The organism is Novosphingobium mississippiense (genome assembly GCF_044029535.1).
Taxonomy (GTDB): domain Bacteria; phylum Pseudomonadota; class Alphaproteobacteria; order Sphingomonadales; family Sphingomonadaceae; genus Novosphingobium.
In genome coordinates this window covers 1,894,522-1,918,811 of sequence record NZ_CP147001.1, presented here as the reverse complement: position 1 = coordinate 1,918,811, position 24,290 = coordinate 1,894,522, and the positions used below count along the sequence as shown (strand labels likewise).

The window sequence follows — 24,290 nt, the reverse complement described above, 5'->3', positions numbered from 1 at the left end:
AGGCGCTTCATCTCGGATGTCATTGATTACTCCCTATTGCGGATTCCGACGTGGGAGAGGGTGTGCACGTCGAAATCAGGCCGCCGGTGTGCGGGGGAGTTCTGCAGTTGTCATGCAGGATTAATAGTAATGTCCGATTGAATTTGACCTAGTTGTAGAATCGCCACAACTATTTCTTGCGATGAAAAGTATATGCAAATTTCAAGAAATGTGATGAAATTCAATTGAAATGGGATTTCATGAATTTTTCAAACAATTCTATTCTAGGAAATAGCCGTTGCGCGCAGCGAAAACAAGCTTGAAAATATCGTCTTTGGTGGTTGCATTGTAATTTGATGGCCCGAAGCAGCTTTGCGTCGAGGCGTTAATTGCGCGGCGGGGTATTGGGGGTAGGGCGTTGATGGCCGTAAGTGCGGTCGTTTACGCGAAGGGGGCGGCAAGATCATAAGAAAAGCCGCCGCCCTCTGGATGAAGGCGGCGGCTTTCCTTTAAGCCGACGGTGATGCCGATCTGCTTTCGATCAGCGGAACGGCGGTTCGTTGAAGGCGCGCAGCTTGCGGCTGTGCAGGCGCTCGCCCTCGGCGCGGAGTAGGTCGCAGGCCTGGAGGCCGATCTTCAGGTGGCTGGCGATCGCTTCCTCGTAGAACCGGTTCGCCTGGCCGGGCAGCTTCAGTTCGCCATGGATCGGCTTGTCCGAAACGCAGAGCAGGGTGCCGTAGGGCACGCGGAAGCGATAGCCCTGCGCGCTGATCGTGGCGCTTTCCATGTCGATACCGATCGCGCGGCTGAGGCTGAAGCGGTGCGCGGATTCGGTGTAGCGCAGTTCCCAGTTGCGGTCGTCGGTCGTGACGATGGTGCCGGTGCGCATGCGCTTCTTGAGATTGGCACCGCCTTCGCCGCTGACCGTTTCCGCCGCGCTGGCAAGGGCTTGCTGCACTTCGGCAATGGCAGGCAGCGGGATTTCCGGCGGCAGCACGTGGTCCAGCACATGGTCGTCGCGCAGGTAAGCGTGGGCGAGCACGTAGTCGCCGATGCGCTGGCCTTCCCGCAATCCGCCGCAGTGGCCGATCATCAGCCAGACTTCCGGACGGATCACCGCCAGGTGATCGGTAATGGTTTTCGCGTTGGAGGGGCCGACGCCGATATTGACCAGCGTGATGCCGGACTTGTCCGGCCGGATCAGGTGGTAGGCCGGCATCTGGTGGCGGCGCCAGGCGGTATCCGACAGACGCTCGCGCGCGTTGTCCACCGGCGCATCAAGATAGAGCCCGCCGGCGCCCGAAAGCGCGGTGTAGCCGTCCGTACCGATCTGCTTGCCGGCCCAGTCCACGAACTCGTCCACGTAGCGGTGGTAGTTGGTGAAGAGGATGAAGCGCTGGCAGTGCTCCACGCTGGTGCCGGTGTAGTGCTGAAGGCGCGCAAGGCTGAAGTCGGTGCGCAGCCCGTCGAACAGCGCCAGCGGCAGCGGCTCTTCATGCGGCTGCATGAAGATGCCGTCCGCAATCTCGTCCCCGATCATCGCCAGTTCGGTGGTCGGGAAGTGCGCGGCGAGTTCCTGCGGCGTCACGCTGCCCATGCCGATGCCGTCCAGCACGTAAGGGAAGGGGATCTCCTGCGTGGAGCGGCTGACCTCGATCGCGATCTCGTAGTCTTCGTGGAGAAGGCCGAGCTGTTCGTTGAGGTAGTCCGCAAACAGGCGCGGGCGGGTGATCGTGGTGACGTAGGTGCCCGCGTCATTCAGGCGGCCGAACGAGCGGCTGTAGAACGAGCCGCGCTCGACACCGTTATAGGTGATGCGCAGTTCCGGATAGCACCAGCTGCGGGTTTCGCGGCGATCGGATGGGGGGAGGGTGCCGTTCTCTACGAAGGCGGCAATGTCGGCCTTCAGGGTGGTGACGGCGGTTTCATAGACGCGGACCAGTTCCGCGATTGTGCTTTCTATCGTTTCCATCTCCCACACTTACGCGATTCGTGTTGCAGTGCAATAGTCACCGGCGAAGTGTGTGGGCGAGGTAGGTCACGGTCTTGCCGTTCTCCAGCAGCGCTTCGCCCACGGGTTCGAAGCCGATCGCCTGGTGGAATACCTCGCTGGCGGGATTGGGCGGGTCGGAATTGACTTCGCAGACCACCCGTTCGTGGCCGGCGGCGCGCGCCTGTTCGAACAGGTGGGCATAGAGCTTGCGGGCAAGCCCGCGTCCACGTGCTTCCGGCGCAGTGACAATGCGGTCGACATAGACGAAGCGCGGGTAACGTTCGCGGAACCAGTGGAAGTTGGCGCTGTCATAGTCGGCATCCTGGTCGAAGGCGATCAGGGCGGCGTCCAGTTTGCCGATCCGCGCGGCCAGGAAGGCGCGCTCCACCAGCATGGCCATCCGTGCCCCGTCCGCCAGCGAGAGTTCGACCGCGTGGGCATTGTTGAGCGCCAGCAGCGCCGCGCGCAGATTGGCGTCGGCCGCGTAGTCGACCCGCAGGTCGATCGGAGTATCGGTCATCATCAGGTCCGCCGAAAGGAGAAAGGCCCCCGCTCCGCGAGGGAGCGAGGGCCTTTCGAAACCGTGGTCAAGCCAGCGAGAGGGAAGCTCAGGCTTCCTCTTCGCCTTCCACCGCAGCTTCTTCAACCGCGATTTCGCCGGGTTCGGCGTTCGGGTCGTAAGCTTCGGTGAAGCCCGAGACGTCCTGTTCGAACATCGCGGCCATGACGTCGACGCCCTGCGACTGCAGGTCGGCTTCGTCGGGCGAGCGAGCCACGTTCACCTTGACGGTGACGGCGACTTCGGGGTGCAGGCTGACGCGAACGTCGAACACGCCGATGGTCTTGATCGGGCGTTCGAGAACGATCATCTGCTTCGTCACTTCGGCGCCTTCGGCGTTCAGGGCGTCGACGATGTCGCGCACCGAAACCGAACCGTACAGCTGGCCCGAGTTCGACGAGGCGCGGATCAGGACGACCTGCTTGCCTTCGACGTTGCCCGAGTGGGCTTCGGCAGCCGAACGACGCTCAGCGTTGTCCGATTCGATCTTCGCGCGGTTGGCTTCGAAGACCTTCTTGTTCTTCTCGTTGGCGCGCAGCGCCTTCTTGTTGGGCAGCAGGTAGTTACGTGCGTAACCGTCCTTGACGGAAACGACGTCGCCGATTGCGCCCAGCTTTTCGATGCGCTCGAGGAGGATGATATCCATGAGGTTCGTCCCCCTTACTTGACGATGTAGGGCAGGAGGCCGATGTGCCGGGCGCGCTTGATCGCCTGGCTCAGCTCACGCTGCTTCTTTGCGGAAACCGCGGTGATGCGGCTGGGGACGATCTTGCCACGCTCGGACATGAAGCCCTGGAGCAGACGAACGTCCTTGTAGTCGATTGCCGGAGCGTTCTTGCCCGAGAAGGGGCACGACTTGCGGCGACGGAAGAATGCACGTGCCATGGAAATCAGTTCCCTTCACGTTCGCGACGGCGAGTACGCTCGCGGTCGGTCTTGCGCATCATGACCGAAGGGCCACCTTCGTGTTCGTCAACGCGGACGGTCATCCAGCGGATGATGTCTTCGTTGATCGAGGTCTGACGCTCGAGCTCGGCGACGACGTCGCCCGAAGCTTCGATGTTCAGCATCACGAAGTGCGCCTTGCGGTTGCGCTTGATCTTGTAGGCGAGATTCTTGAGGCCCCAGGTTTCGGTCTTGGTGACCTTGCCCTGGTTCGACTCGACGATCTCGGTAGCGGTGGCGGCAAGCGCATCGACTTGCGCCTGGCTGAGGTCCTGGCGCGCCAGGAACACGTGCTCATAAAGAGCCACGGCAGCTTCCTTTTCTCTAATCTAACCGATCGCTGGCTTGTCCGCGGGATTGCGGGGCCCCTCCGGCTTTCGTCCTTTCCGCCTCCACTCGGGTGAAGACGGAAGGCGCGCCCTTATGCGGATCGGGCGGGGAATGCAAGAGGATTCGGCCAGAGGACGTGGGTGCGGATACGGGTGCGGCACCGCCCGGCGCTGCTCCCATTTACGGCTTGATCCCCAGCTTCGTGTACAGCACGTCCACCCCGGGATCGAGCCTGCGGGCAACGGCGATCTCCGTCTTGCTTTCCGCCGCGCGGCCAAGGTGGGCAAGAACGATGCCGCGCATATAACGGCTTTCGGCTTGCGTCGGCGCCTCAAGGATCACCGCGTCGAGGTCCTTCAGCGCATCGTCGTACCGGCCAAGACGGAACCAGACCACCGCCCGGCTGTCCAGCGGCCCCACCGGGCTGGCGGCCAGTTCCACGGCGCTGGAACACTGGCGCACGGCACCGTCCACGTCGATACCGCGCATGCCCTTGATCCAGCAGGCCAGGTTCAGCAGGTCGGGGCTTTGCGGGCGCTGCGTCATCATCGTGTCGAGCATCGTCAGCGCTTCGGTGGCATCGGCATAGAGCCCCAGCTTTTCCACCTTCGACATTTCCCAGCCGCGCTTCTGCTCGCCGCCAAGGGCGATCTTCTCGTCCAGCAGTTCGCGCGCTTCGTCCGGCTTGCCGCCTTGCGCCAGCAGTGTTGCCACCAGATCGGGCGCGCCATTGTCCGACGGATCGAGTTCCTGCGCCTTGCGGGCATCGGCCATGGCGGCGGGAAGATCGCCCAACGCGCGGTTGACGGAGGCGCGATCGAGGTAGGAACTGGCTTCGGCGGAAAGCCCGATGGCGTGCGTCAGATCCTCGCGCGCGCCCTTGAAGTCGCCGGTGCCCCGGCGCAGGCTGGCGCGGGCGACCCAGGGCTCTGCGGTCGGCTCCTTCGCCGTCATGGACTTGCCGAACACGCTTTCGATCGCGGCAAGCTGCGTCGATCCCTTCTCGGCAGCGCCCAGGTCCCAGCGCCGCGTGGCATTGGCCGGGGCCACCAGTTGCGGCACTTGGGCCTGTGCCTTGGCAAGCTGGGCCCGGTCGGCGCCGATGCGATCGGCCGGAACCTCCCGCCCGGTCCCCTCCTGCCGTTCGTCATACGTGAAGACGCCGTTGGCGATGGCGGCATGGCTGGTGAAGTGCGATCCGCCGGCCGTGGCATCGATATCGCCCGCGCCCTCCATCGTGTATCCGGTGCCGCCATCGGGCAGCTTGACCCGCATGTGATAGACCATGCTCATGGGCTGGGGCGTCGCCACCGGAATCTCGCGCCATTCGGCGCGGGCCCGGTCGGGCGTGAAGGTGAAGCTGCCCAACACCCCGTCCACGCCGCGCTTCATCTGGCGATCGCGGCGCTTCCACTCGGTGGTCATGATGCCGCGCCCCTTGAGCACGGTGGTGGCCGTTTCGGGCGAGGCTTCCAGCGAGATATCGGTGAACTGCCCCGCGCCCAGAATACCGCTCAGCTGGCTGCGCACCATCTCATCCCGCTGTTCGGGGTCGAGCGCGTTGGCCGCAAGGCCAAGGCTCAACGCCTGTGGCCCGCGCAGGGTGACCTTGGCGGTAACCGCGGTGGGCAGGTCCAGGCTGGTGCTCTCGTCATAGTCGACGTCCAGTTCCATGGTCGGCCGGGCGTTGGCGTGGGTCTCGATCAGTTCGGGCTCGGCCCCGGCGCTGCGCAGGGGCAGGACATAGCCGAAGTCCGGCGTGTCATGAATGTCCTCGATCCGTGATCCGATGCCGGTGCCGTCCAGCCACAGGCTCTGCCCGTTCACTTTGGCGCGGACCAGCACATGGTCGAACACGGCGGCGCTGGGCAGGCGGCGCGGCAGATCGAAGGCGCCGCCGGTGGCGCTGGCGGTCACGGCCTCCGCCTCGATGCCCAGACGGTCCAGCAGGGCGAGCAGCAGCAGGGTCTTGGCCTTGCAGTCGCCGTAGCGCAGCTGCCAGGTCTCGCCGGGAGTCTGCGGCGTGTAGTTGCCGCCGTTCATCTGCACCGCCAGATAGCGGACCTTATCCTGCACCAGCTGCAGTGCGGTCTGCGTGCGGGTGAGCGGGTCGGTGGATCCGGCGGCGATCCTGTCCGCCTCGATCGCGAGCGGGCTGCCGTCTGCGATCAGGCCCTTGGTGGCATAGAGCGGTGCGAACGTGCGCGAAACGTCGGCCCAATCGCGGAACGTGGTGAGTTCGAACAGCGGCAGGGGGCGGAAGCGGGCGGGCGCGTCGTTCGGCATCTCCGGCTGCTTGGCCAGCGGCAGCGCGACTTCCAGTTCCATGGTGTCGCCATGGCGCACCGGCGTTGCGGCGAAGTCCTTTGCAAGGATCTGCCACTTGGCATTTTCCGCCACCGGCCAGATCGCGCGCAGGCGCCCCGTGCCCATGCGCAGGGGGCGCGTGGGCAGGCCGATCATGCTCTGCACGCGGTCGCCCAGCACCTTGTCGCGCTGGGTGATCGAATAGCGCAGGCGGAACATGTCTCCCACGCGCAGGCCCTGGATCGCGGCGGTGGCGCTGAGCACGCCGTTGAGCTGCCGCTGCTCCAGCATTTCCTCGCGCCGCAGCACGTCCAGTTTCATGCCGTTCTTGATCAGGTCGATCGTCTCGCCATCGCGGATGATCGAGATTTCATGGATGATAAGGTCGCCCTGGTCGGGCGACCACTGCGCACCCACCGTGGAGAACTGCGCCAGCATCTCTGCCGAACCGATGCGCACGGCGGTATCCGAATAGCGCCAGAGCTGGCCGCCTTCGACTTTCTGCTGCGAATCGAACACGGTGAAGGGCGGCGCATCGGCGGTGGCGGCGGGCAGGGCCGCGATCTTCACCCATGCCGGCGCGGGCTGATAGAGCATCGCCTCGCCCGCGAAAGCCGGCGCCGGAACGGCAGACAGGATGGCGCAGGCCAGCACGGCCCGCGAGACTTTGCCCAGATGCACTTGAATTTCCCCCAATTCTGACAGCGCGAATGTGTAGGCCATTGCCATTCGCGCGCAATAGTGGCCTGCAAGTTGACAGCGCTTTTAATCGGGCCGGTATGGACCGGCAGGAGACTTCGGATGGCAGGCGGAAACGACAGGCTCGACGCGGCGTTGAAGGCCATCGGCCTGGGCGGGCTCGATGCGATGCAGCCTTACACCGGCGGGCCGCGAGGCGGCATGGTGAACGCCGCGGTCGAAGTGCCCGATGCCGTCGCGGCTGCGCGGCGGGACTGGATCATGCAGGTACAGGAACGGCAGAGGAGACTTTCCGTGAACGCCAGCGCGCTGATGCGATGCCGCGACTTGCCGGGGCACGCTTTCCTCGATCATTTCTACGCGCCCGGCCGCCCGGTGGTGATCGAAGGCGCCATCGCGCACTGGCCCGCGCTGGCGAGGTGGACGCCGGACTATCTGGCCGGAACGGTCGGATCGGCAGAGATCGAATATCAGGGCGGGCGCGACGGCGCGGGTGATTTCGAACTCGCCAAGGACCGCCACAAGCGGCGCATGGCGTTCGATGCCTTCGTGGCGATGATTGTGCAGGGGCAGGGCAACGATGCCTATATCACCGCCTACAACAGCGGGACCAACGCGGCGGCCTTCGCCCCGCTGATGGCGGATGTGATGGCCGTTTCCGAATACCTGACGCCGGATCCAGGAATGCTCTGGGTGGGGCCGGCGGGCACCTTCACGCCGCTGCATTTCGATCTGACCAACAACCTGCTGATCCAGATCACCGGCCGCAAGCAGGTGCGTCTGGTGCCGCCTTCGCAGACGCGGTTGCTCTACAACCATCGCCATGTCTTCAGCGCGGTGCACGACCTTGACGATCCCGCGCGTCTGGACGCCCACCCGCTGGCGAAGCAGGTGGAAAGCTATGATGTGACGCTCGAGCCGGGGGACATGCTCTATATCCCGATCGGCTGGTGGCATCAGGTCCGCTCGCTGGATTTCAGCGTGATGATGACCTGCACCAACTTCCTATGGCCCAATCTGGGCCATGAGGAGTTTCCGGAGGGGTAAGCGGGTCAGCTGACCGCCAGCACCAGATTGCGCACCTGCGGATAGACCTGCGTTTCCCAGCGCGATCCCGCGAAGAGGCCATAGTGGCCGACGCCGGGCTGCAGGTGGTGGCGCTTCAGGTGCGGGCGCAGGCTGGAGCACAGGAAGTGCGCCGCGGCCGTCTGGCCCACCGCACAGATATCGTCTCGCTCACCCTCCACGGTGAGCAGCGCGGTCTTGCGGATCGCGCCGCAGTCCACCTTGCGACCGCGATGTTCGAGTTCGCCCTTGGCCAGCAGCGCGCGCTGGAACACCTTGTCGATGGTTTCCAGATAGAACTCGGCCGTCAGGTCCAGCACGGCGAGATATTCCTCGTAGAACGTCTCGATCTTCTCGACGTCGGCCGGCCGGTCGTCCGCCAGCGCCTGATAGAGCTTGCGGAACTGGCCGAAGTGGCGGCCCATGTTCATCGACATGAAGGCGGTGAGCTGGATGAAACCGGGATAGACCTTGCGCCCGGCGCCCTTGTGCCGCCAGGGCACCTCGTGGATCATCTGGTCCTCGAACCAGCTGAAAGGATGCTCGGTGGCGAGTTCGTTGACGCTGGTGGGGCTCTCTCTCGTGTCGATCGGGCCGCCCATCAGTGTCATCGAACGGGGCTGGCAGGGATCGTCATCCTGCGCCATCAGCGCCACGGCAGCCAGCACCGGAACACAGGGCTGGCACACCGCCAGCACATGCGCGCCGCGCCGTTCGACGGGGTCGCCCAGTTCCTGCAGGAAGCGGATCACGTAATCGACGAAATCGTCGAACCCGAACTCCCCCTTGCTCACCGGGATGTCGCGGGCGTTCTTCCAGTCGGTGATGTAGACGTCGTGATCGCGCAGCAGCGTGAATACGGTATCGCGCAGCAGCGTGGAGTAGTGGCCAGACAGCGGCGCCACGACCAGCATCTTGGGTTGCGGCACTGCAACATCGTCTTTGGCGAAGTGCAGCAGGTTGCCGAACGGCAGGTCCACCACGACGTCCTCACGCACCGCGACTTCGCGATTGCCGCTCATCACCGAGGTTATGCCGTAGGACGGGCGCTGGTGGGTGATGGTCGCCTTCTCGAACGTTTCGGCAAGGGCAAAAAATCGCCGCAACCACGGCATTTCATGGGCGCCGCCCAGGTAATCGTCACGTACGGAAACCGCATTGCGGGCGGCCCAGCGCGGCAGTTCGAGCAGGTCCGAATATGTCTGATAGGCCTGATAGAGCATGCGCGGTCTGTTCCCTGCGGCAGTACGGGGCGCGATTCGCTCTGGCGTGCAATCGGCGCTGGATTCATGCTGCGCTGCATCATAAGCTGATGCAAGCAAAAGCACACTTAGGCGGAGACAGCAGTGAGCGAGTCGGGCGTAAAAGGTTCCGCCGGGGCGAGGCTGACGATTTCCAGCAAGACCTATTCGGCCTGGTCGCTGCGCGGCTGGCTGCTGTGCCGTCTGGCCGGGCTGGAGGTTGAGGAGAAGACCGTCATCAACGATGCGGCCAATCGGGCCGAACTGCTGCTGCTCACCCCGTCGGTGCTGGTGCCGCGCCTCGATCACGAAGGGGCGAGCGTGTGGGACACGCTGGCGATAGCCGAATACCTCAACGAGAAGTTTCCTGATGCCGGGATGCTGCCGGCTGATCCCATCGCGCGGGCGCATTGCCGATCCGTCTCGGGCGAGATCCACTCGGGCTTCACCAACTTGCGCTCGGCCCTGCCGATGAACCTGAAGGTGGAGCACGAGAGCTTCCCCATCTTCTCCGGCGCGCGGCCGGATATCGAGCGGGTGGAGGCGATCTGGAACGAGTGCCTGGACACCTATCGCGGCCCGTTCCTCTTCGGCGAAAAGCCGACCGTGGCCGATGCGATGTACGCGCCCGTAACGCGCCGTTTCCTGAGCTATGCGGTGCCGATGGACGACCGCCTGCGCGCCTATTGCGAAACCGTGGCGGGTTGGGCGCCGATGGCCGAATGGCTGGTGGCCGCGAAGGCGGAGCCGGAGGATATCGAGGAACTCGACGTCGAGTTCTGAGCGGCAGCGCGGGTTTTCCGAAAGACGAAAGGACGCGACCTTCCCGAACAAAAACATCCGGCGGGCATCGCTGCCCGCCGGATGCTGTCGAAACCGCGAAGGTTTCGCTTGGGGAACCGATCAGCGCAAGAGCGAAAGCACGTCCTGCTGGGCCTGATTGGCCTGCGCGATCATCGCGGTGGAGGCCTGGCTGAGGATCTGCGACTTCGCCAGCGACGTGGTTTCCACCGAATAGTCGGCATCCTCGATCCGCGATCGGGCGTCGGACAGGTTGGTCACGTTGCTGGTCAGGTTGTTGATCGCCGATTCCAGCCGGTTTTGCCCGGCGCCGAGCGAGGCGCGGTTGGCGTTCACGGACTTCAGCGCGGCGTCCACATGGTCCAGTGTGGCGGAGGCGGCGGTGCTGGTAGAAACGTCCAGCGCAGTCGCATCGAGATTGGTGCCGTCGATGGCGACCGAGGTGAGCGTGACCTTCTCGCCAGAGTTCGATCCGGTCTGAATGTCGAACGTCACGTCCGATCCCGAAGTGGTGGAGAACAGCGTGTTGCCGTTGAAGGTGGTGGTGGTCAGGATGTCGCCGATCTGGTCGGTCAGCGCGGTCACTTCCTGCTGCATCGCGTCGCGATCGGTATCCTGATAGGTGCCCGATGCCGACTGGATCGCCAGTTCGCGGACCCGCTGCAGCATGTTGGCCACTTCGTCCAGCGCGCCGTCTGCGGTCTGCGCCAGACTGATGCCGTCGTTGGCGTTGCGGATGCCCTGGCCCATGCCGCGGATCTGCGAGCTCATCGAGGTGGAGATGGCAAGGCCGGCGGCATCGTCCTTGGCGGAATTGATGCGCTTGCCGGTGGAGAGGCGTTCCATCGCGGTGCTCAGCGTCTTGTTGGCGGCGATCGAGGCGTTGGCCGCGCGGATGGCGCTGATGTTCGTGTTGATAACCGACATGATTTTTCCCCAGTTTCAAGATGTTGGAAGGTGCCGTCGGAGGCTCCCTCCGGACAGGGCTCAGAACGGTCGCAGGGGGAAGCCGTTAAGGGCAGGGGAGATGGGAAAGGCGGAAAGTCATGCAGTGATGGCCGAAAGAACGCGCCCAAGTCCCTTTGCAATCAAGGATTTTGCGGGATTTGCTTGATCGCTGAAAAATTCCCCCGCATGGCTCACGAATTCGTTTCCATGATCAAGGATTGTTTTTCCGATGCCTTCCGGCCTCGTTGCCCTGCTCGATGACGTTGCGGTGATTGCCCGCGCCGCTGCCGCCTCGCTCGACGATGTGGGGCTGGGGGTCGCCAAGGCCGGCAGCAAGGCGGCGGGCGTGGTGATCGACGATGCGGCAGTGACGCCGGGCTACGTCACCGACTTCACGCCCGAGCGCGAACTGCCGATCATCTGGAAGATCACCAAGGGATCGCTGCGCAACAAGCTGTTCATTCTGCTGCCGATCGCGCTTTTGCTCAGCGCCTTCATGCCCTGGCTGATCACGCCGATCCTGATGCTGGGCGGCAGCTACCTCGCTTTCGAGGGGGCGGAGAAGGTCATCGAGAAGTTCGGCGGTGCCAAGCACGGTGAAACGCTGGAGGAGCCGGTGCACGACGCGGTGACGTTCGAGCAGGTGCGCGTTTCCGGCGCGATCCGTACCGACCTGATCCTCTCCGCCGAAATCATGGCGATCGCCCTTTCGGAAGTTGCCGACAGTTCGCTGGTGACGCGCGCGGTGGCGCTGGCGCTGGTGGGCATCCTGATTACGGCGGGCGTCTACGGCGCCGTCGCGCTGATCGTGAAGATGGACGATATCGGCCTGCACCTCGCCAAGAAGCAGGGCAAGAACACGCAGGCTTTCGGCCGGATGCTGGTCAACGGCATGCCCAAGGTGCTGACGGTGCTGGCCTCGGTCGGCACCTTGGCGATGCTCTGGGTCGGTGGCGGGATCATCCTGCACGGGCTGGAGGAACTGGGCGTTCCCGCGCCCGCGCATCTGGCGCACGGTGTGGAACATTGGTTGGCGGTGCTTGGCGGCCCGCTTGGCGGCGTTCTGGGCTGGATCGGCTATGCGCTGGCTTCGGCGGTGGTCGGGCTGGTGCTGGGCGCGGTAATTGCCGTTGTGGTGCATCTGATCGGCCACATGCGCGGAAAGGACGAAGCCGGGGCGCACTGATCGCACCCCGGACTTTCCACATCAGGGCAGGCGCGAAAGCAGATCCTTCGCGAAGACCGTCAGCGTATCGTCGCGCGCGCCCATCACGACCACGCGGTCGCCCGGCTTGGCGAGTTCGACGATATGGCTGGCGCAGTCTTCGCGAGACGGCACGTATTCGGCCTTTCCGCCGTCCGCTTCGATCAGGCGCACAATGCGCTCGCTGCCTTCGGAACGGTCCACGGTGCCGCCGAAATAGACCGGATCGCACAGGATCGTCACGTCGTCCGGCCCCAGCTTGGTGGCGAGCACTTCGGCCAGTTCATGGCCCATCTGCTTGAGCGGGCCGTAGCCGTGCGGCTGGAAGAACGCGATCACGCGCCCCGGATGCGCCTTCAGCGTCGCCAGCGTGGCGGAGACCTTATCCGGGTTGTGGCCGAAGTCGTCGATCACGGTGATGCCGGAGGGCGATGTGCCGACGATATCGAACCGTCGTGCAAGGCCCACGAAGCTGCCCAGCGCCGCGACCGCCTCCGCCACTGAAACCCCGGCGGCATTGGCGGCGGCGATAGCTGCCAGCGCGTTGTAGAGGTTGTGACGGCCCGGCACCTTGAGCACGAGCGCGTGCGAAGATCCGTCGCGGCGATCCAGTACCTTGGCGGTCAGCGAAGTCGGCCCTTCCACCACATCGGCCGCACCGATCTGTGCATCCGGAGAGGCAATGCCGAAGGTCACCAGCGCCTGGCCGTGCGGGGCGAGGGCGGCGGTTTCCGCATCGTCAAGATTGATCGCCGAAACGTCCGCGCGGCCCAGGAAATCGCCGAAAAGCTGGCGCAGTTCCTCAAGGCTCTTGTGGTCTAGGCTGACGTTGCCCAGCACCGCTACCTTGGGGCGGTAAAGCGCAATGGAGCCATCGCTCTCGTCCACTTCCGAAACGAAGGCGTCGCCCTGACCGACGCGGGCGCTGGCGAAAGGTGCATCGGGGGTGGCGAAGTTCTTCATCACCGCGCCGTTCATGATCGTGGGATCGCGGCCCGCATGGGTCATGATCCAGCCGGTCATGCCGGTGACGGTAGACTTGCCCGAAGTGCCGCCGATGGCCACGCCGAACGGCGCTGCATTGAACAGCGTCGCCAAAAGCTGGGCGCGGCTCATGCGCGGGCAGCCGAATTCCTTTGCGCGCACCATTTCAGGTACCGTGTCTTCCACGGCTGCGGAGGCGACCAGCGTCTGCTCCGGCCCGGTCACGCCGCTGCCGTCCTGCGGGTGAAGCTCAAAGCCCAGGCTTTCCAGCCATGCGAACTTCTCCGGCGTGCGTCCTTGATCGCGGCTGCGGTCCGAACCGGCGACTTGTGCGCCGTGGCCCTTCAGGATCAGCGCGAGCGGCAACATGCCCGATCCGCCGATGCCGCAGAAGAACCAGGGATGTGAAGTGAGATCGTTATGCGCGGAAGTCATGACGCTTCGGTATGCGGCCTTGTTCGTCCTGACAACCTCGATAGGAAGGAGCCATGACCCGTATCGCAGTTTGTGCACCGTCCACCCCGATCGCCCGCGAGGATGCGGCGGCCGTCGTCGCCTTGGCTTCCGCCGAGTTCCCCGATGTGGAGCTTGTGATCCACGATCAGTGCTTCGAAGTGGAAGGCCACTTTGCCGGAAGTGACGCACGTCGGATCGCGGCACTGGTGGAATGCGCCAACGATCCCTCGGTAGATGCGGTGTGGTTCGCGCGCGGCGGCTATGGCGCTTGCCGCGTCGCGGAAGCGGCCATCGCGAAGTTCACGCACGATGCGCAGGGCAAGACTTTCCTTGGCTATTCGGATGCGGGCTATCTGCTTGGCGGCCTTTACCGCGCGCGGATCGGCAAGCCCGTCCATGGCCCGATGCTGGCTGATATCCGGCGAGAAGGTGGTGCGGAGGCGGTGCGCCGCACGCTGCGCTGGCTGACCGGCGATGGCTCAGGCGTGGAGCCGACCGGAGACGAGCACCCGCGCGTCGCCTTCAACCTGATGACGCTGGCGATGCTTTGCGGCACGCCGCTGATGCCGGGGTTGGCCAACCATGTCGTGCTGGTGGAGGAAGTTTCGGAATATCTCTACGCCGTGGATCGGCTGTTCTTCCACCTCACCGCGCACCTTGGCGGCGTGGCAGGCCTGCGCCTCGGCCGGGTCAGCGATGTGCCAGAAAACGACCGCCCATTCGGCGTTGAGGCAGAGGAAATCGTCCGTCACTGGTGTGCGCATCATTCCATCGCTTACCTCGGCAGTGCCGATATCGGGCATGATGCGGCCAATCGGATCGTTCCGTTCGGAGTCATCAAAGAAAGTGCGCCCTCCGGGCTTGCGGAGCGTCGATAAGGTCAATAACGCGCCGCGCCACATCAAGAGATTCACACATCGGCAGGGCGCAATCGCAAAGCCCGTCGGATAGAAGGAGCCGCCAAGATGCGTGCATTCGTTTTCCCGGGACAGGGCAGCCAGAAGGTCGGCATGGGCGCCGAACTCGCCGAAGCCAGCGCCGTTGCGCGCGAAGTCTTCCAGGAAGTGGACGAGGCGCTCGGCCAAAATCTCTTCCGCGTGATGACGCAAGGCCCCGAAGAGGAACTGACCCTTACCGAGAATGCCCAGCCGGCGATCATGGCCAATGCCATCGCCGTCCTGCGCGTGCTGGAGAAGGAAGGCGGCGTAACGCTGGCCGATAAGGCGGACTTCGTTGCCGGTCACTCGCTGGGCGAATATACCGCGCTTTGCGCTGCCGGCGCTTTCAGCCTTGCCGACACCGCGCGCCTGCTGAAGCTGCGCGGCCAGTCGATGCAGGCGGCCGTTCCGGTCGGCCTCGGCGCGATGGCCGCGTTGCTCGGCGCCGATATCGAGAAGGCCAGCGAACTCGCCGCCGCTGCGGCTGAAGGCCAGGTCTGCACCGTCGCCAACGACAACGATCCCACGCAGGTCGTGATTTCGGGCCACAAGGAAGCCATCGAACGCGCCGTTGCGCTGGTGAAGGACTTCGGTATCAAGCGCGGCGTGTTGCTGCCGGTTTCGGCGCCGTTCCACTGCCCGCTGATGCAGCCCGCCGCCGATGCCATGGCGGAGGCTCTGGGCAAGACCCCTCCGGGCAGCCTGCAAGTGCCGCTGTTCGCCAACGTCACCGCATCGGTCGTCACCGATCCCGCCGAAGTCCAGCGCTTGCTGGTGGAGCAGGTCACCGGCCGCGTCCGCTGGCGCGAAAGCGCGATCGCCATGCGCGAGGCGGGCGTCGAGACGTTCGTCGAACTCGGCGGCAAGGTGCTCGGCCCGATGATCAAGCGCTCGGCGGGCGAGGTGGAGGTGATCTCCGCCGTAACCATGGCTGAGATCGAGGAACTGGCGAAGGGCCTCTGAAGGATTGCACGCAGAGACGCAGAGGCGCAGAGATGTCGGCGTGAAACCGATCGATCATGTCAGCGCTGATGTCGTCGATGCGTCGATCCGCATCCATCGCGAACTCGGGCCGGGACTGCTGGAAAGTGTCTACGAACTTGTTCTCGCCGGAAGCTTGCAGCGGATGGGCTACAAGGTCGATCGGCAGAAGCCGGTCGATATTCATTTTGATGGGATGCAGTTCCCGGCGGCATTCCGGATCGATATTTTGGTAGACGATCGGCTGGTCGTTGAAATCAAATCGGTCGAACAGTTGGGTAAGGCGCACGGGAAGCAATTGCTGACGTACTTGCGTTTGACGGGGCAGCCTGTTGGGCTGCTTCTCAATTTTGCTGGCGCGACGATGAAGGAAGGTATCCGCCGGGTGGTGAACGACCACCGCCCTCAGGATTGACTCTCTGCGTCTCTGCGTCTCTGCGTGCATCAAAATTTACGGAGTTTCTAATGTTCAACCTCAACGGAATGACCGCCCTCGTGACCGGCGCCTCGGGCGGGATCGGTTCGTCCATCGCCCGCGCATTGGCGGCGCAGGGGGCGCGGCTTGCGATTTCGGGCTCCAATGCCGACAAGCTGCGCGCCTTCCGCGACGAGCTGGACGAGCATACCCCGCAGCATGTCCAGGATGTCGATCACGTCGCCATCGCCTGCAATCTGGGCGATCCCGAACAGGTGGAGAAGCTGGTTCCCGCCGCGCTCGAATCGCTCGGCAAGATCGATATCCTGATCAACAACGCCGGCATCACGCGTGACAACCTTGCCATGCGCATGAAGGACGAGGAGTGGGATCAGGTCATCAGGATCAACCTCGAATCGACCTTCCGCCTGATGCGCGCCGTCACCAAGCCGATGATGAAGGCGCGCTTCGGCCGCATCATCAACGTCACTTCGGTGGTCGGCACTACCGGCAACCCCGGCCAGATGAACTACTGCGCGGCCAAGGGCGGCATCACCGCCATGTCGAAGAGCCTCGCGCAGGAACTCGCCAGCCGCAACGTCACCGTGAACTGCATCGCGCCGGGCTTCATCCGCACGGCGATGACCGACGTGCTGCCCGATGCCCAGAAGGACGCGCTCAACGGCCGCATCCCGATGGGCCGCATGGGCGAGGGCGAAGACATCGCCGCCGCCGCCGTGTTCCTCGCCTCGAAGGAGGCGGGCTACGTCACCGGCCAGACGATCCACGTCAACGGCGGCATGGTGATGATCTGACATGGCTACGGGCGTCGCGCGGACGGTGAGGGTGGAGCCCTGCGATCCGCGCGATCCCGATGCGATCGCGGTGATGGAGCGTCTTTCCGGCGCGCTGGCCGCGATCACGGGCGATGGCGGCACGTCTTCCTTCGATCCGTCCGACGTTCTGGTGCCCCGCGCGCTTTTCGTGCTCGCGCGGGACGCCGATGGCTCGGTGGTCGGTTGCGGGGCCTATCGGCCGCTTGAGGGCGACGTGGCCGAGGTCAAGCGCATGTATGCCGAACAGGGCTGTGGCGCGGCCATCCTGGACTATCTTGAGGCCGCCGCATCCGCTGAGGGCTATCGTGATGCGCGGCTTTCCACGCGCCGCGTGAACGTGCGCGCGGTCTCGTTCTACCAGCGCAAGGGCTATGCCGAAGTCGCGCCTTATGGACGCTATGCGGATCGGCCGCAGTCGATCTGCCTCGGCAAAGCGCTGAAGCCCTAGTCGTGAAGGGTGCCGTCCGGGCTGACGATCCGGGCGCCCAGCTTGCCGGCAAGGTCACGCGCAACGGCGAGAATCGAGTGTCCGTCCGGCTCCGGGTCGGGGGCGCTGAAGCTGACGGTGCCGTTCGGTGACCACCAGAGCGCGCGCAGCCATCCGTCATAGCCGTCGCGCCACACTTCGACATCGCCACCGCGGTTGGGCATCACCACCCATTCCCGCGTGACGGGGTTGAGGGCATTGGCATCGCCTTCCGCCAGGCGGATGCCATCGATGCCCACCACGGCTTCCTTCCATTCGGGCAAGGTGATGGGCTTGATTTCGCCGCTTTCGTCCTTGCGTTCGATACGCAGACCTAGAGACAAGTCGTTAGCCTCCCACGATTTCGGGGGGATTGGGGGTGCAGTGCAGCATGCGCCGCTGCGTCCGCGAGGGCAAGCGGAAGGTGCCCGGTGGGCGCTATTGGGCGCCGGCTTTGCGGCGGATGGCCGCGGCGAACGGAAATCGCATCGGAAACCCCCGATTTATCCCCAGTTTCGCCTGATCCACGCCATTACTCGCTTGCCGCAAGCCTTACGTTCGCTAGAGATATTCGTCCTGAAATTCGGGATTGTCCGTGTCAACCGGGCGTCCCAAGCCCGACCAAGGGGGACCTGAGGCTGACATGAAGGCCACCATCGAACGTTCCACGCTCCTGCGCTGCCTCAGCCACGTGCAGTCCGTTGTCGAGCGGCGCAACACCATTCCCATCCTCTCGAACGTGCTGATCGAGGCTTCGGGCACCGGCTCCCTGCGCATCATGGCGACCGACCTTGACCTGCAAGTGGTCGAGACGGTGGGCGCGGTCTCGGTAGAGCAGGCGGGGGCGATCACCGTTTCGGCGCACCTGCTGTTCGACATCGCGCGTAAGCTGCCCGATGGCAGCCAGGTCAGCCTGGATGCCTCGGACAACCGCATGGTGGTCAAGGCCGGGCGCAGCCGCTTCCAGCTGCCGACGCTGCCGCGTGACGACTTCCCGGTGATTGCAGAGGGCGAACTGCCGACCAGCTTCGAAATCTCGGCGGCGACGCTGGGCCAGCTGATCGACCGCACGCGCTTCGCGATCTCCACCGAGGAAACGCGCTACTACCTCAACGGCATCTTCCTGCACGTCACCGATGACGAGCTGAAGGCCGCCGCCACCGACGGTCACCGCCTGGCCCGCTTCACGCTGGCCCGCCCCGAGGGCGCGCAGGGCATGCCGGACGTGATCGTGCCGCGCAAATGCGTGGGCGAGCTGCGCAAGCTGCTGGAAGAAGCGCTGGACACCAACGTCCTGGTGGACCTTTCGGCCAGCAAGATCCGCTTCACGCTGGGCGGCGAGCACGGCGTGGTGCTGACCAGCAAGCTGATTGACGGCACCTTCCCCGACTACACGCGCGTCATCCCGACCGGGAACGACAAGCTGCTGAAGGTCGACCCGAAGAGCTTCTTCGAAGGCGTGGACCGCGTGGCGACCATTGCCACCGAAAAGACCCGCGCCGTGAAGATGGCGTTGGAGCAGGACCGCGTGACGCTGTCGGTCACTTCGCCCGACAACGGCACGGCGGCTGAAGAAGTGCCGGCGGACTATTCGTCGGACGGTTTCGAGATCGGCTTCAATGCCAACTATCTCAAGGACATCCTTGGCCAGATCGACGGCGACACGGTGGAACTGCACCTTGCCGACGCCGGCGCGCCGACGCTGATCCGTCAGGACGAGAAGAGCCCCGCGCTCTACGTGCTGATGCCGATGCGCGTCTGATCGCGATCCTATCGCCGAAATGACAAGGCCGGGGCGAAAGCTCCGGCCTTTTTCGTTCAGTTCCTACCCGGTCTGCTTGTAGATATCGGCGATGGACGGCTGTGCGCAGAAAGAGCGATCGAACGCCTGTCTGGGCGGATCGTTCTTGCAGATGATGGCGGCCTGGACTTCCGGGATCATGTCCAGCGGCTCGTCCGCGCGATCGTGCCGGGCGATGACTTTGCCCAGCTGCTGAAGGTAAGTCGCCAGGTCGGGGCGGATCGACTGGGGCAGGGCCGTTTCGGCGCGCCGGCGCATCGTTTCGGCTTTCGCATAGTCACCCATTTCGCGCAGCGCGTTCGCCGCGTGCGCCTGCAGCCAGACCCGGTCTTCAAGTGGAACGCTTGCGGGAAGTTGCTCCACCGCGTCGATCAGCACTTGCTGGTAGCGCCTTGTCCGGGGGCGCCGGTTGTCATTGCGATCATCGCCCTTGGCCTGCCAGATGGCGGGCAGCAACAGTCCCAGCGCGTCGGCATCGGGTCGCCCGATCTTCCGGGCCAGCCAATAGGCGCGATAGAAGGGCGATTCTGTCCCCCGCATGGCCTGATAGACCGGCGTTTCGATCCACTTGGCCAGTTCGGCGGTTTCAGCGGCGGTGAACTTGTCGAAAACGACAAGGCCGTTGCCCGGGCATTGGGGAATCGGATGCGGGAAAGGCACTTCCGAATAAGGCTTTCCATCCGGGCGCCGTCCGAACACGGCATAGACCGGAACGGTGGCGGCAGTGAATTTCTCGCCGCCGACCGGGCATGTCATGGCAATCGTGCCCGAATGCAAAGGGGGAGGGGGCGGAGGCACCGGTGTGGGCGCGGCAGCCTGGGCGATCAGGGCGATTGCGGCAGCGAGCATCAGGCCTCCCTCCAAAAGTCGGGCGAAGTTATGCGAAGCCGGCCCGGACAAGAAGCCTGAAAAGTGCTCCGGCCCACGCGCCTTGGGCCGGAGGGGTGCCGTCCGGCGTTACGCCACCTCGGCCTGGGGCATCATCGATGCGGTGAAATAGTGCGGCACTTCGATCGCTTCGATCGGGCGGCTGTAGAAATAGCCTTGCAGGTGCGTGCAGCCGGCGCCCTTGGTGGCGTCTATCAGGTGTTCCTCGCTGATCCCTTCGGCCACGACTTCGGCGCCGACATGGCGGGCCATCGTCACCGCCGCTTCCAGCACCGCGACCGAGGCGGGGTCCTGGCCCAGGTCCATGACCAGGCTGCGGTCCAGCTTCATGCGATCGAACTTGAAGCTCTTGACCATCGAGAGCGAGGAATAGCCGGTGCCGAAATCGTCCAGCGCGATGCGGAAGCCCAGATTGCGCAGCAGGTTCAGCGTCAGCAGCGCGCGGGTGTTGCGTTCGATGGAGAGCGATTCCGTCACTTCCAGGAACAGACGATGCGGCGCGATGCCATGGCGGCTGCAGGCATCCAGCAGGAAGGCGCTGAATCCGTCGTGCTGCAACTGGAGCGGCGAAAGGTTGATGCTCATCAGCATGTCATTCTGCCAGTGGGCGAAATCCTGCAGCGCGCGGCGGATGATCCATTCGCCCAACCGCACCATCAGCCCGCTGCGTTCGGCGGCGGGGATGAAAGTGGAGGGCGGCACTTCGCCCAGCACCGGGTGCTTCCAGCGAACCAGCGCCTCCACTTCGCGCGCGGTTTCGGAAACCGGGTGGATGGGCTGGTAGACCATGCGCAATTCGCCCTTTTCGAACGCGGCTTCCAGATCCTTTTCCAGTGCCCGGTCGACGGCGCGCTCCTCCGCCATTTGCGGGGCGAAGCCGGTCGCGCAGTTGCGGCCGTTCTTCTTGGAGGCATAGAGCGCCATGTCGGCGTTGCGCAGGATCTCGTCGATGTCGACATCGGGCGATGCGGCGACCTCGGCAACGCCGATCGAGACGGTGATGGCCACCGAATATTCGCCCAGGCTGAACGGGGTGCGCATCGAATCGGTGAGGCGCGAGGCCAGCCCGGTTACGGATTCGCTGTCGGAAAGTTCCATGCAGACGGCGAATTCATCGCCGCCGACGCGCGCGACGATGCTGGCATCGCCCAGATTGGTCTTCAGACGCCCGCCGATCAGCCGCACCAGATCGTCACCGGCCGCGTGGCCGTAGTCGTCGTTGATGTGCTTGAAGCGGTCGATGTCGATCAACATGCAGGCGAAGTGGCGTTCGGGCGCGGCGCTGAACAGCCAGGTCACGTCTTCCTGGAAGGCGCGGCGATTGGGCAGGCCGGTGGCGGCATCGCTGAAGGCCAGATTCTTCACCGCCTTGGCATTGCGGCGGAAGGTTTCCAGGGGGCCCGACAGATCCTGAAGCTCCTTCAGGCGGAAAGAGCCGATCTCGATATCGAGGTCGCCATTGGCCAGGCTCTGCAGCGATCGGTGCATCCGGCGTACGGCGGGCAGGATGTTCTTCAGAATATCGAACAGCACCAGCGACACGATCAGGATGGTGACCAGACCCGTGCCGAGCACCAGCATCTGCCAGCGCGCGATGGAGGCGACGAGGCGGCGCTGGGCGGCTTCGCGTTCGGCGTGGGCACGCTCGACGATCCGCGTGGCCAGCACGGCCATGGCGTTGTTGCGCGTCTCGATCCGGTCGATCAGGCCGCGCCGGGCGATGTCGCCCGACTGCACCTTGAGGATCGCGGCGACGTGCCGGTCAAGATCGGCAAAGGGATCGGAGGCTTCGGGCAGATCGTAAAGCGCCATGCCACTGTTGCGCAGCCGGCCCAGCTTGTCGCCGATGGCGATGGCGGCATCGGTAAGCTCGTTACCGGTGCCGTCCTCGTCGCTGGCGGCAAGGCCGCGGTTCGTGGCCATGCGCAGCTTGCCGACCGCTTCGGCGAACTGGTCCGCATTTTCGGCAATGGCCGATGCATGGACCAGCGCCTCGCCATCGTGGCGCAGGCCAAACGCTTCGCGCTGGGTAACGATCTGCAGCAGGCCGGTTGCCGCCACGATCAGGATCAGCGCGCCGACCAGGCGCGTTTCCAGCGAAGAGAACAGTCGGCCGACGGCCGGTTTCCATGATGACATCAGCGCACCCGAAATTCTTGTCAGGCCGGAGACAGTGGAACGGATCTCCGGTCCCGGACTTGATTTGCGGATGGTGAAGTAGACGGGAAAGCCTAAGAAATCATAAGAATAACAATAATTTATTTCGAATATCTGTCATCAAATTGTAATAATGAAAGCCGATCGGTCTGTGTTTTCCGAAATGGGCTTGTTCGGCAAAGATCAGGCTGGCGGCTTTTCGGCCAGCAACGGCACCAATACGGCATTCAGATCGTCAAGATCGAAGGCGCCGGCCTTGGCGTAACGTACCACGCCCGCCCTATCGATCACGAAATTCGTCGGCACGCCGGTCAGCGGCCCGTAAGGCCCTTTGATCCTGCGGCCGGCCGGAATCGCCATGGCCTTGAACAGCGCCTTCAATTGATACGCCGGCAGCGAACCCTCCGTGGTAATGGCGAAGGCTTTCAGGCCGTGCTTCGCCTGGATCGCATAATACCTGTCCAGCGTGGGCAGTTCGGTCCGACAGGGCACGCACCAGGTTGCCCAGAAGTTGAGCACCACCACCTGCCCGCGAAGCTGCGCCAGCGTTACCTTGCTGCCATCCATCAGAGTGATTTCGAAATCGGGCGCCGGCTGCCCGACCACCGGCGTGGAACTGCCCTTGGCCTCGGCCCTGGAATCCGCCATGCCCGATGGCGCGGCCAGCATCAGCGCCGCCGCCAATGCGGCGCCAACCTGCTTGATCTTCATGTCGCGTAACCCCCTGTTCGCTAATCCAACGGGCATAGCAGGAGGTCGGGGGCGAACCAATGAAATCGCCGTAAGGTTGCGCGGCGGACGGGCAAGACCCACCCCATTCGTCAAGGCGATGACGCGAAGCCGGCTTCGCGTCGCTCGCCATGACCAGGGATGGGGCAGCAGCCTACCGCTTGCCGGTCGCCTCGATCATCCGTTCCACTGCCACGAATTTTTCGCGGGGTGCGCCGTTGCGGGCATTGGCGATTTCCGCCTCGTCGATCTTCTGCCAATCGGTGAACTTCACGTAGTCGATCCCGCGTTCGGCCGCGAGCGCGTCGAAACCGGGGCGGCCGGGCTTGCCGGCGCCGTCCGCGCGGAAGCCACCCAGATCCTCGGCAATGCGTTCGACGATGGCGAATCCGTCGGGCCGGTTGGTGCCGATCGTGCCGGTGGGGCCGCGCCGGGCCCAGCCGACGCAGTAGAGCCCGGGCGCGATCCGCCCGTCCTCGTTGGCGAAGCGGCCGTGCTGATCGTCATAGGGCACGTCCGGAATTGGCGAGGTCTGATAGCCGATGCAGGCCACCACCAGCCCGGCCGGGATGCGATAGGTCTCTCCGGTGCCGACCGCCTTGCCATCCTGCAGCCGGGTGCGTTCGACCTCCACCGCTTCGACGCGGGTGTCGCCAAGGATCGCGCGGGGGGCGGCGTAGAAATCGAATTCGATGGAGACTTCATCGACTTGCGGCTCGGCCGGGGCGGCCTTGGCAAAGCTGCGCAAGTGGCCCACGGCCTTGCGCTGGCCGGGTTCGAGTGCCGCGTCGCCGGTTTCCGCCGGAAGGTCCGCCGCGTCCACATGCGGGCGGGCGCGGCTGAGCAGGGTCAGTTCGCCCAGTTCCTTGGGCGTCATCGCGATCTGGAACGGCCCGCGCCGGCCGAGGATGACGATGCGGCGCACGTGCGATCCGGTCAGCGTCTTCAAGGCATGGGTGACGATGTCGGAGCCTTCGAACTCCTTCTGCGACTTCGCCAGGATGCGCGCGACATCCAGCGCGACGTTGCCGTTGCCGATCACCACCGCCGTATCGTGCGACAACTGCGGATCGAGGCCGGAGAAGTGCGGGTGGCCGTTGTACCAGCCGACGAAGGCGGCGGAGCCGAAGACATTGGCCAGATCCTCGCCGGGAAGGCCCAGCTTGCGATCGTTGGGCGCGCCGGTGGCCAGCACCACCGCGTCGTAGAGATCGCGCAATTCGCCCACGGTGACGTCGCGGCCGATGGAGACATTGCCGATGAAGCGCACATTGTCGGTCAGCGCGGTCGCCTCGTAGCGGCGTGAAACGCCCTTGATCGACTGGTGATCGGGGGCAACGCCGCTGCGGATAAGTCCGAAGGGTACCGGCAAGGCATCGAATATGTCGACCCGCACGCCTTCGCCCCATTGTCTGAGCGCTGCTTCGGCCGTGTAGTAGCCGGCCGGACCCGAACCCACGATCGCGATATGTCGCATGGACTTGCTCTCCCGTGAAAGAGCGCACCGGGCGTGCGCCCCGTCAAAAAACAAGCAAGCATGGGGCAGGGGGCGGGGCAAGCGAAAACGC

At 64.4% G+C, this 24,290-nt stretch carries 23 protein-coding genes; 9 read left to right on the top strand and 14 right to left on the bottom strand.

The features are described from left to right. Nucleotides 1-520: 520 nt before the first annotated feature. The 6 genes from WBP06_RS09000 to WBP06_RS08975 all read right to left on the bottom strand — a co-directional run bounded on the left by WBP06_RS09000 (nucleotide 521) and on the right by WBP06_RS08975 (nucleotide 6,794). Nucleotides 521-1,951 (bottom strand): AMP nucleosidase, encoded by a 1,431-nt coding sequence (locus WBP06_RS09000; RefSeq protein WP_395333958.1) that lies wholly within the window; start codon nucleotides 1,949-1,951, stop codon nucleotides 521-523. Nucleotides 1,952-1,988: 37 nt separating this feature from the next. Next, the gene (locus WBP06_RS08995) at nucleotides 1,989-2,495 is read right to left on the bottom strand and encodes a GNAT family N-acetyltransferase (RefSeq protein ID WP_395333956.1); all 507 of its coding nucleotides are present in this window, start codon (nucleotides 2,493-2,495) and stop codon (nucleotides 1,989-1,991) included. An 85-nt stretch (nucleotides 2,496-2,580) separates the two neighbouring features. Beyond that, the gene (gene rplI / locus WBP06_RS08990) at nucleotides 2,581-3,177 is read right to left on the bottom strand and encodes a 50S ribosomal protein L9 (protein WP_395333954.1); all 597 of its coding nucleotides are present in this window, start codon (nucleotides 3,175-3,177) and stop codon (nucleotides 2,581-2,583) included. A gap of 14 nt (nucleotides 3,178-3,191) precedes the next feature. Continuing rightward, complete coding sequence (gene rpsR / locus WBP06_RS08985) at nucleotides 3,192-3,416, bottom strand: 30S ribosomal protein S18 (protein ID WP_021232952.1); 225 nt, start codon at nucleotides 3,414-3,416, stop codon at nucleotides 3,192-3,194. Between the two features lie 5 nt (nucleotides 3,417-3,421). Beyond that, nucleotides 3,422-3,784, bottom strand: coding sequence for a 30S ribosomal protein S6 (gene rpsF / locus WBP06_RS08980; RefSeq protein WP_395333951.1), 363 nt, complete (start codon nucleotides 3,782-3,784; stop codon nucleotides 3,422-3,424). Between the two features lie 202 nt (nucleotides 3,785-3,986). Next, nucleotides 3,987-6,794, bottom strand: a complete 2,808-nt coding sequence (locus WBP06_RS08975; protein WP_395333949.1) for a tetratricopeptide repeat protein — start codon at nucleotides 6,792-6,794, stop codon at nucleotides 3,987-3,989. 120 nt (nucleotides 6,795-6,914) lie between these two features. On the opposite strand from WBP06_RS08975, the gene WBP06_RS08970 reads away from it, so the two are divergent. Continuing rightward, nucleotides 6,915-7,859: a cupin-like domain-containing protein gene (locus WBP06_RS08970; protein WP_395333947.1), complete on the top strand. Its 945-nt coding sequence runs from the start codon at nucleotides 6,915-6,917 to the stop codon at nucleotides 7,857-7,859. A gap of 5 nt (nucleotides 7,860-7,864) precedes the next feature. On the opposite strand, the gene WBP06_RS08965 is transcribed toward WBP06_RS08970, so the two are convergent. Next, nucleotides 7,865-9,100, bottom strand: a complete 1,236-nt coding sequence (locus WBP06_RS08965; RefSeq protein ID WP_395333945.1) for a polyhydroxyalkanoate depolymerase — start codon at nucleotides 9,098-9,100, stop codon at nucleotides 7,865-7,867. Between the two features lie 123 nt (nucleotides 9,101-9,223). Between WBP06_RS08965 and WBP06_RS08960 the strand changes: the two genes are divergently transcribed. Further along, a complete protein-coding gene (locus WBP06_RS08960) occupies nucleotides 9,224-9,901 on the top strand; it encodes a glutathione S-transferase (protein WP_395333943.1) in 678 nt (225 codons plus the stop codon). Between the two features lie 120 nt (nucleotides 9,902-10,021). Here the strand turns inward: WBP06_RS08960 and WBP06_RS08955 are convergent, their stop codons facing one another. After that, nucleotides 10,022-10,846 carry a flagellin gene (locus tag WBP06_RS08955; protein WP_395333941.1) on the bottom strand — a complete coding sequence of 275 codons (825 nt, stop codon included), beginning with the start codon at nucleotides 10,844-10,846 and terminating at the stop codon, nucleotides 10,022-10,024. Between the two features lie 250 nt (nucleotides 10,847-11,096). On the opposite strand from WBP06_RS08955, the gene WBP06_RS08950 reads away from it, so the two are divergent. After that, nucleotides 11,097-12,053 carry a DUF808 domain-containing protein gene (locus WBP06_RS08950; protein WP_395333939.1) on the top strand — a complete coding sequence of 319 codons (957 nt, stop codon included), beginning with the start codon at nucleotides 11,097-11,099 and terminating at the stop codon, nucleotides 12,051-12,053. A 21-nt stretch (nucleotides 12,054-12,074) separates the two neighbouring features. Here WBP06_RS08950 and WBP06_RS08945 read toward each other — a convergent pair whose 3' ends face one another. After that, entirely contained in the window at nucleotides 12,075-13,490 is a 1,416-nt protein-coding gene (locus tag WBP06_RS08945) for a glutamate ligase domain-containing protein (protein WP_395333937.1), read from the bottom strand. Between the two features lie 53 nt (nucleotides 13,491-13,543). Between WBP06_RS08945 and WBP06_RS08940 the strand changes: the two genes are divergently transcribed. The 5 genes from WBP06_RS08940 to WBP06_RS08920 all read left to right on the top strand — a co-directional run bounded on the left by WBP06_RS08940 (nucleotide 13,544) and on the right by WBP06_RS08920 (nucleotide 17,129). Beyond that, nucleotides 13,544-14,389 carry an LD-carboxypeptidase gene (locus WBP06_RS08940; protein ID WP_395333935.1) on the top strand — a complete coding sequence of 282 codons (846 nt, stop codon included), beginning with the start codon at nucleotides 13,544-13,546 and terminating at the stop codon, nucleotides 14,387-14,389. 87 nt (nucleotides 14,390-14,476) lie between these two features. Further along, entirely contained in the window at nucleotides 14,477-15,412 is a 936-nt protein-coding gene (fabD, locus tag WBP06_RS08935; RefSeq protein ID WP_395333933.1) for an ACP S-malonyltransferase, read from the top strand. A 40-nt stretch (nucleotides 15,413-15,452) separates the two neighbouring features. Next, nucleotides 15,453-15,845 (top strand): GxxExxY protein, encoded by a 393-nt coding sequence (locus WBP06_RS08930; protein WP_395333931.1) that lies wholly within the window; start codon nucleotides 15,453-15,455, stop codon nucleotides 15,843-15,845. 50 nt (nucleotides 15,846-15,895) lie between these two features. Next, complete coding sequence (gene fabG / locus WBP06_RS08925) at nucleotides 15,896-16,660, top strand: 3-oxoacyl-[acyl-carrier-protein] reductase (RefSeq protein WP_395333929.1); 765 nt, start codon at nucleotides 15,896-15,898, stop codon at nucleotides 16,658-16,660. A 1-nt stretch (nucleotide 16,661) separates the two neighbouring features. Continuing rightward, nucleotides 16,662-17,129, top strand: a complete 468-nt coding sequence (locus WBP06_RS08920; RefSeq protein WP_395333927.1) for a GNAT family N-acetyltransferase — start codon at nucleotides 16,662-16,664, stop codon at nucleotides 17,127-17,129. Here WBP06_RS08920 and WBP06_RS08915 read toward each other — a convergent pair. Then, nucleotides 17,126-17,491: a hypothetical protein gene (locus WBP06_RS08915; RefSeq protein ID WP_395333925.1), complete on the bottom strand. Its 366-nt coding sequence runs from the start codon at nucleotides 17,489-17,491 to the stop codon at nucleotides 17,126-17,128. The genes WBP06_RS08920 and WBP06_RS08915 overlap by 4 nt on opposite strands. A 299-nt stretch (nucleotides 17,492-17,790) precedes the next feature. On the opposite strand from WBP06_RS08915, the gene dnaN reads away from it, so the two are divergent. Then, a complete protein-coding gene (gene dnaN, locus WBP06_RS08910) occupies nucleotides 17,791-18,909 on the top strand; it encodes a DNA polymerase III subunit beta (protein WP_395333923.1) in 1,119 nt (372 codons plus the stop codon). A gap of 63 nt (nucleotides 18,910-18,972) precedes the next feature. Here the strand turns inward: dnaN and WBP06_RS08905 are convergent, their stop codons facing one another. The 4 genes from WBP06_RS08905 to WBP06_RS08890 form a co-directional block, all read right to left on the bottom strand. Beyond that, the gene (locus WBP06_RS08905) at nucleotides 18,973-19,797 is read right to left on the bottom strand and encodes a hypothetical protein (RefSeq protein WP_395333921.1); all 825 of its coding nucleotides are present in this window, start codon (nucleotides 19,795-19,797) and stop codon (nucleotides 18,973-18,975) included. Nucleotides 19,798-19,905: 108 nt separating this feature from the next. Beyond that, nucleotides 19,906-21,975, bottom strand: coding sequence for a putative bifunctional diguanylate cyclase/phosphodiesterase (locus WBP06_RS08900; protein WP_395333919.1), 2,070 nt, complete (start codon nucleotides 21,973-21,975; stop codon nucleotides 19,906-19,908). 201 nt (nucleotides 21,976-22,176) lie between these two features. Next, nucleotides 22,177-22,704, bottom strand: a complete 528-nt coding sequence (locus WBP06_RS08895; protein WP_395333917.1) for a TlpA family protein disulfide reductase — start codon at nucleotides 22,702-22,704, stop codon at nucleotides 22,177-22,179. Between the two features lie 172 nt (nucleotides 22,705-22,876). Continuing rightward, on the bottom strand, nucleotides 22,877-24,199 hold the full coding sequence (locus WBP06_RS08890; protein WP_395333915.1) for an FAD-dependent oxidoreductase: 1,323 nt from the start codon (nucleotides 24,197-24,199) through the stop codon (nucleotides 22,877-22,879). Nucleotides 24,200-24,290 lie beyond the last annotated feature (91 nt).

What these genes read in the sequence shown, in the direction of transcription:
- WBP06_RS09000 (WP_395333958.1), bottom strand. Translation starts at nt 1,951, where the DNA reads ATGGAAACGATAGAAAGCACAATCGCGGAACTGGTCCGCGTCTATGAA.
- WBP06_RS08995 (WP_395333956.1), bottom strand. Translation starts at nt 2,495, where the DNA reads ATGATGACCGATACTCCGATCGACCTGCGGGTCGACTACGCGGCCGAC.
- rplI (WP_395333954.1), bottom strand. Translation starts at nt 3,177, where the DNA reads ATGGATATCATCCTCCTCGAGCGCATCGAAAAGCTGGGCGCAATCGGC.
- rpsR (WP_021232952.1), bottom strand. Translation starts at nt 3,416, where the DNA reads ATGGCACGTGCATTCTTCCGTCGCCGCAAGTCGTGCCCCTTCTCGGGC.
- WBP06_RS08970 (WP_395333947.1), top strand. Translation starts at nt 6,915, where the DNA reads ATGGCAGGCGGAAACGACAGGCTCGACGCGGCGTTGAAGGCCATCGGC.
- WBP06_RS08965 (WP_395333945.1), bottom strand. Translation starts at nt 9,100, where the DNA reads ATGCTCTATCAGGCCTATCAGACATATTCGGACCTGCTCGAACTGCCG.
- WBP06_RS08955 (WP_395333941.1), bottom strand. Translation starts at nt 10,846, where the DNA reads ATGTCGGTTATCAACACGAACATCAGCGCCATCCGCGCGGCCAACGCC.
- WBP06_RS08950 (WP_395333939.1), top strand. Translation starts at nt 11,097, where the DNA reads ATGCCTTCCGGCCTCGTTGCCCTGCTCGATGACGTTGCGGTGATTGCC.
- WBP06_RS08945 (WP_395333937.1), bottom strand. Translation starts at nt 13,490, where the DNA reads ATGACTTCCGCGCATAACGATCTCACTTCACATCCCTGGTTCTTCTGC.
- WBP06_RS08940 (WP_395333935.1), top strand. Translation starts at nt 13,544, where the DNA reads ATGACCCGTATCGCAGTTTGTGCACCGTCCACCCCGATCGCCCGCGAG.
- fabD (WP_395333933.1), top strand. Translation starts at nt 14,477, where the DNA reads ATGCGTGCATTCGTTTTCCCGGGACAGGGCAGCCAGAAGGTCGGCATG.
- fabG (WP_395333929.1), top strand. Translation starts at nt 15,896, where the DNA reads ATGTTCAACCTCAACGGAATGACCGCCCTCGTGACCGGCGCCTCGGGC.
- WBP06_RS08920 (WP_395333927.1), top strand. Translation starts at nt 16,662, where the DNA reads ATGGCTACGGGCGTCGCGCGGACGGTGAGGGTGGAGCCCTGCGATCCG.
- dnaN (WP_395333923.1), top strand. Translation starts at nt 17,791, where the DNA reads ATGAAGGCCACCATCGAACGTTCCACGCTCCTGCGCTGCCTCAGCCAC.
- WBP06_RS08905 (WP_395333921.1), bottom strand. Translation starts at nt 19,797, where the DNA reads ATGCTCGCTGCCGCAATCGCCCTGATCGCCCAGGCTGCCGCGCCCACA.
- WBP06_RS08900 (WP_395333919.1), bottom strand. Translation starts at nt 21,975, where the DNA reads ATGTCATCATGGAAACCGGCCGTCGGCCGACTGTTCTCTTCGCTGGAA.
- WBP06_RS08895 (WP_395333917.1), bottom strand. Translation starts at nt 22,704, where the DNA reads ATGAAGATCAAGCAGGTTGGCGCCGCATTGGCGGCGGCGCTGATGCTG.
- WBP06_RS08890 (WP_395333915.1), bottom strand. Translation starts at nt 24,199, where the DNA reads ATGCGACATATCGCGATCGTGGGTTCGGGTCCGGCCGGCTACTACACG.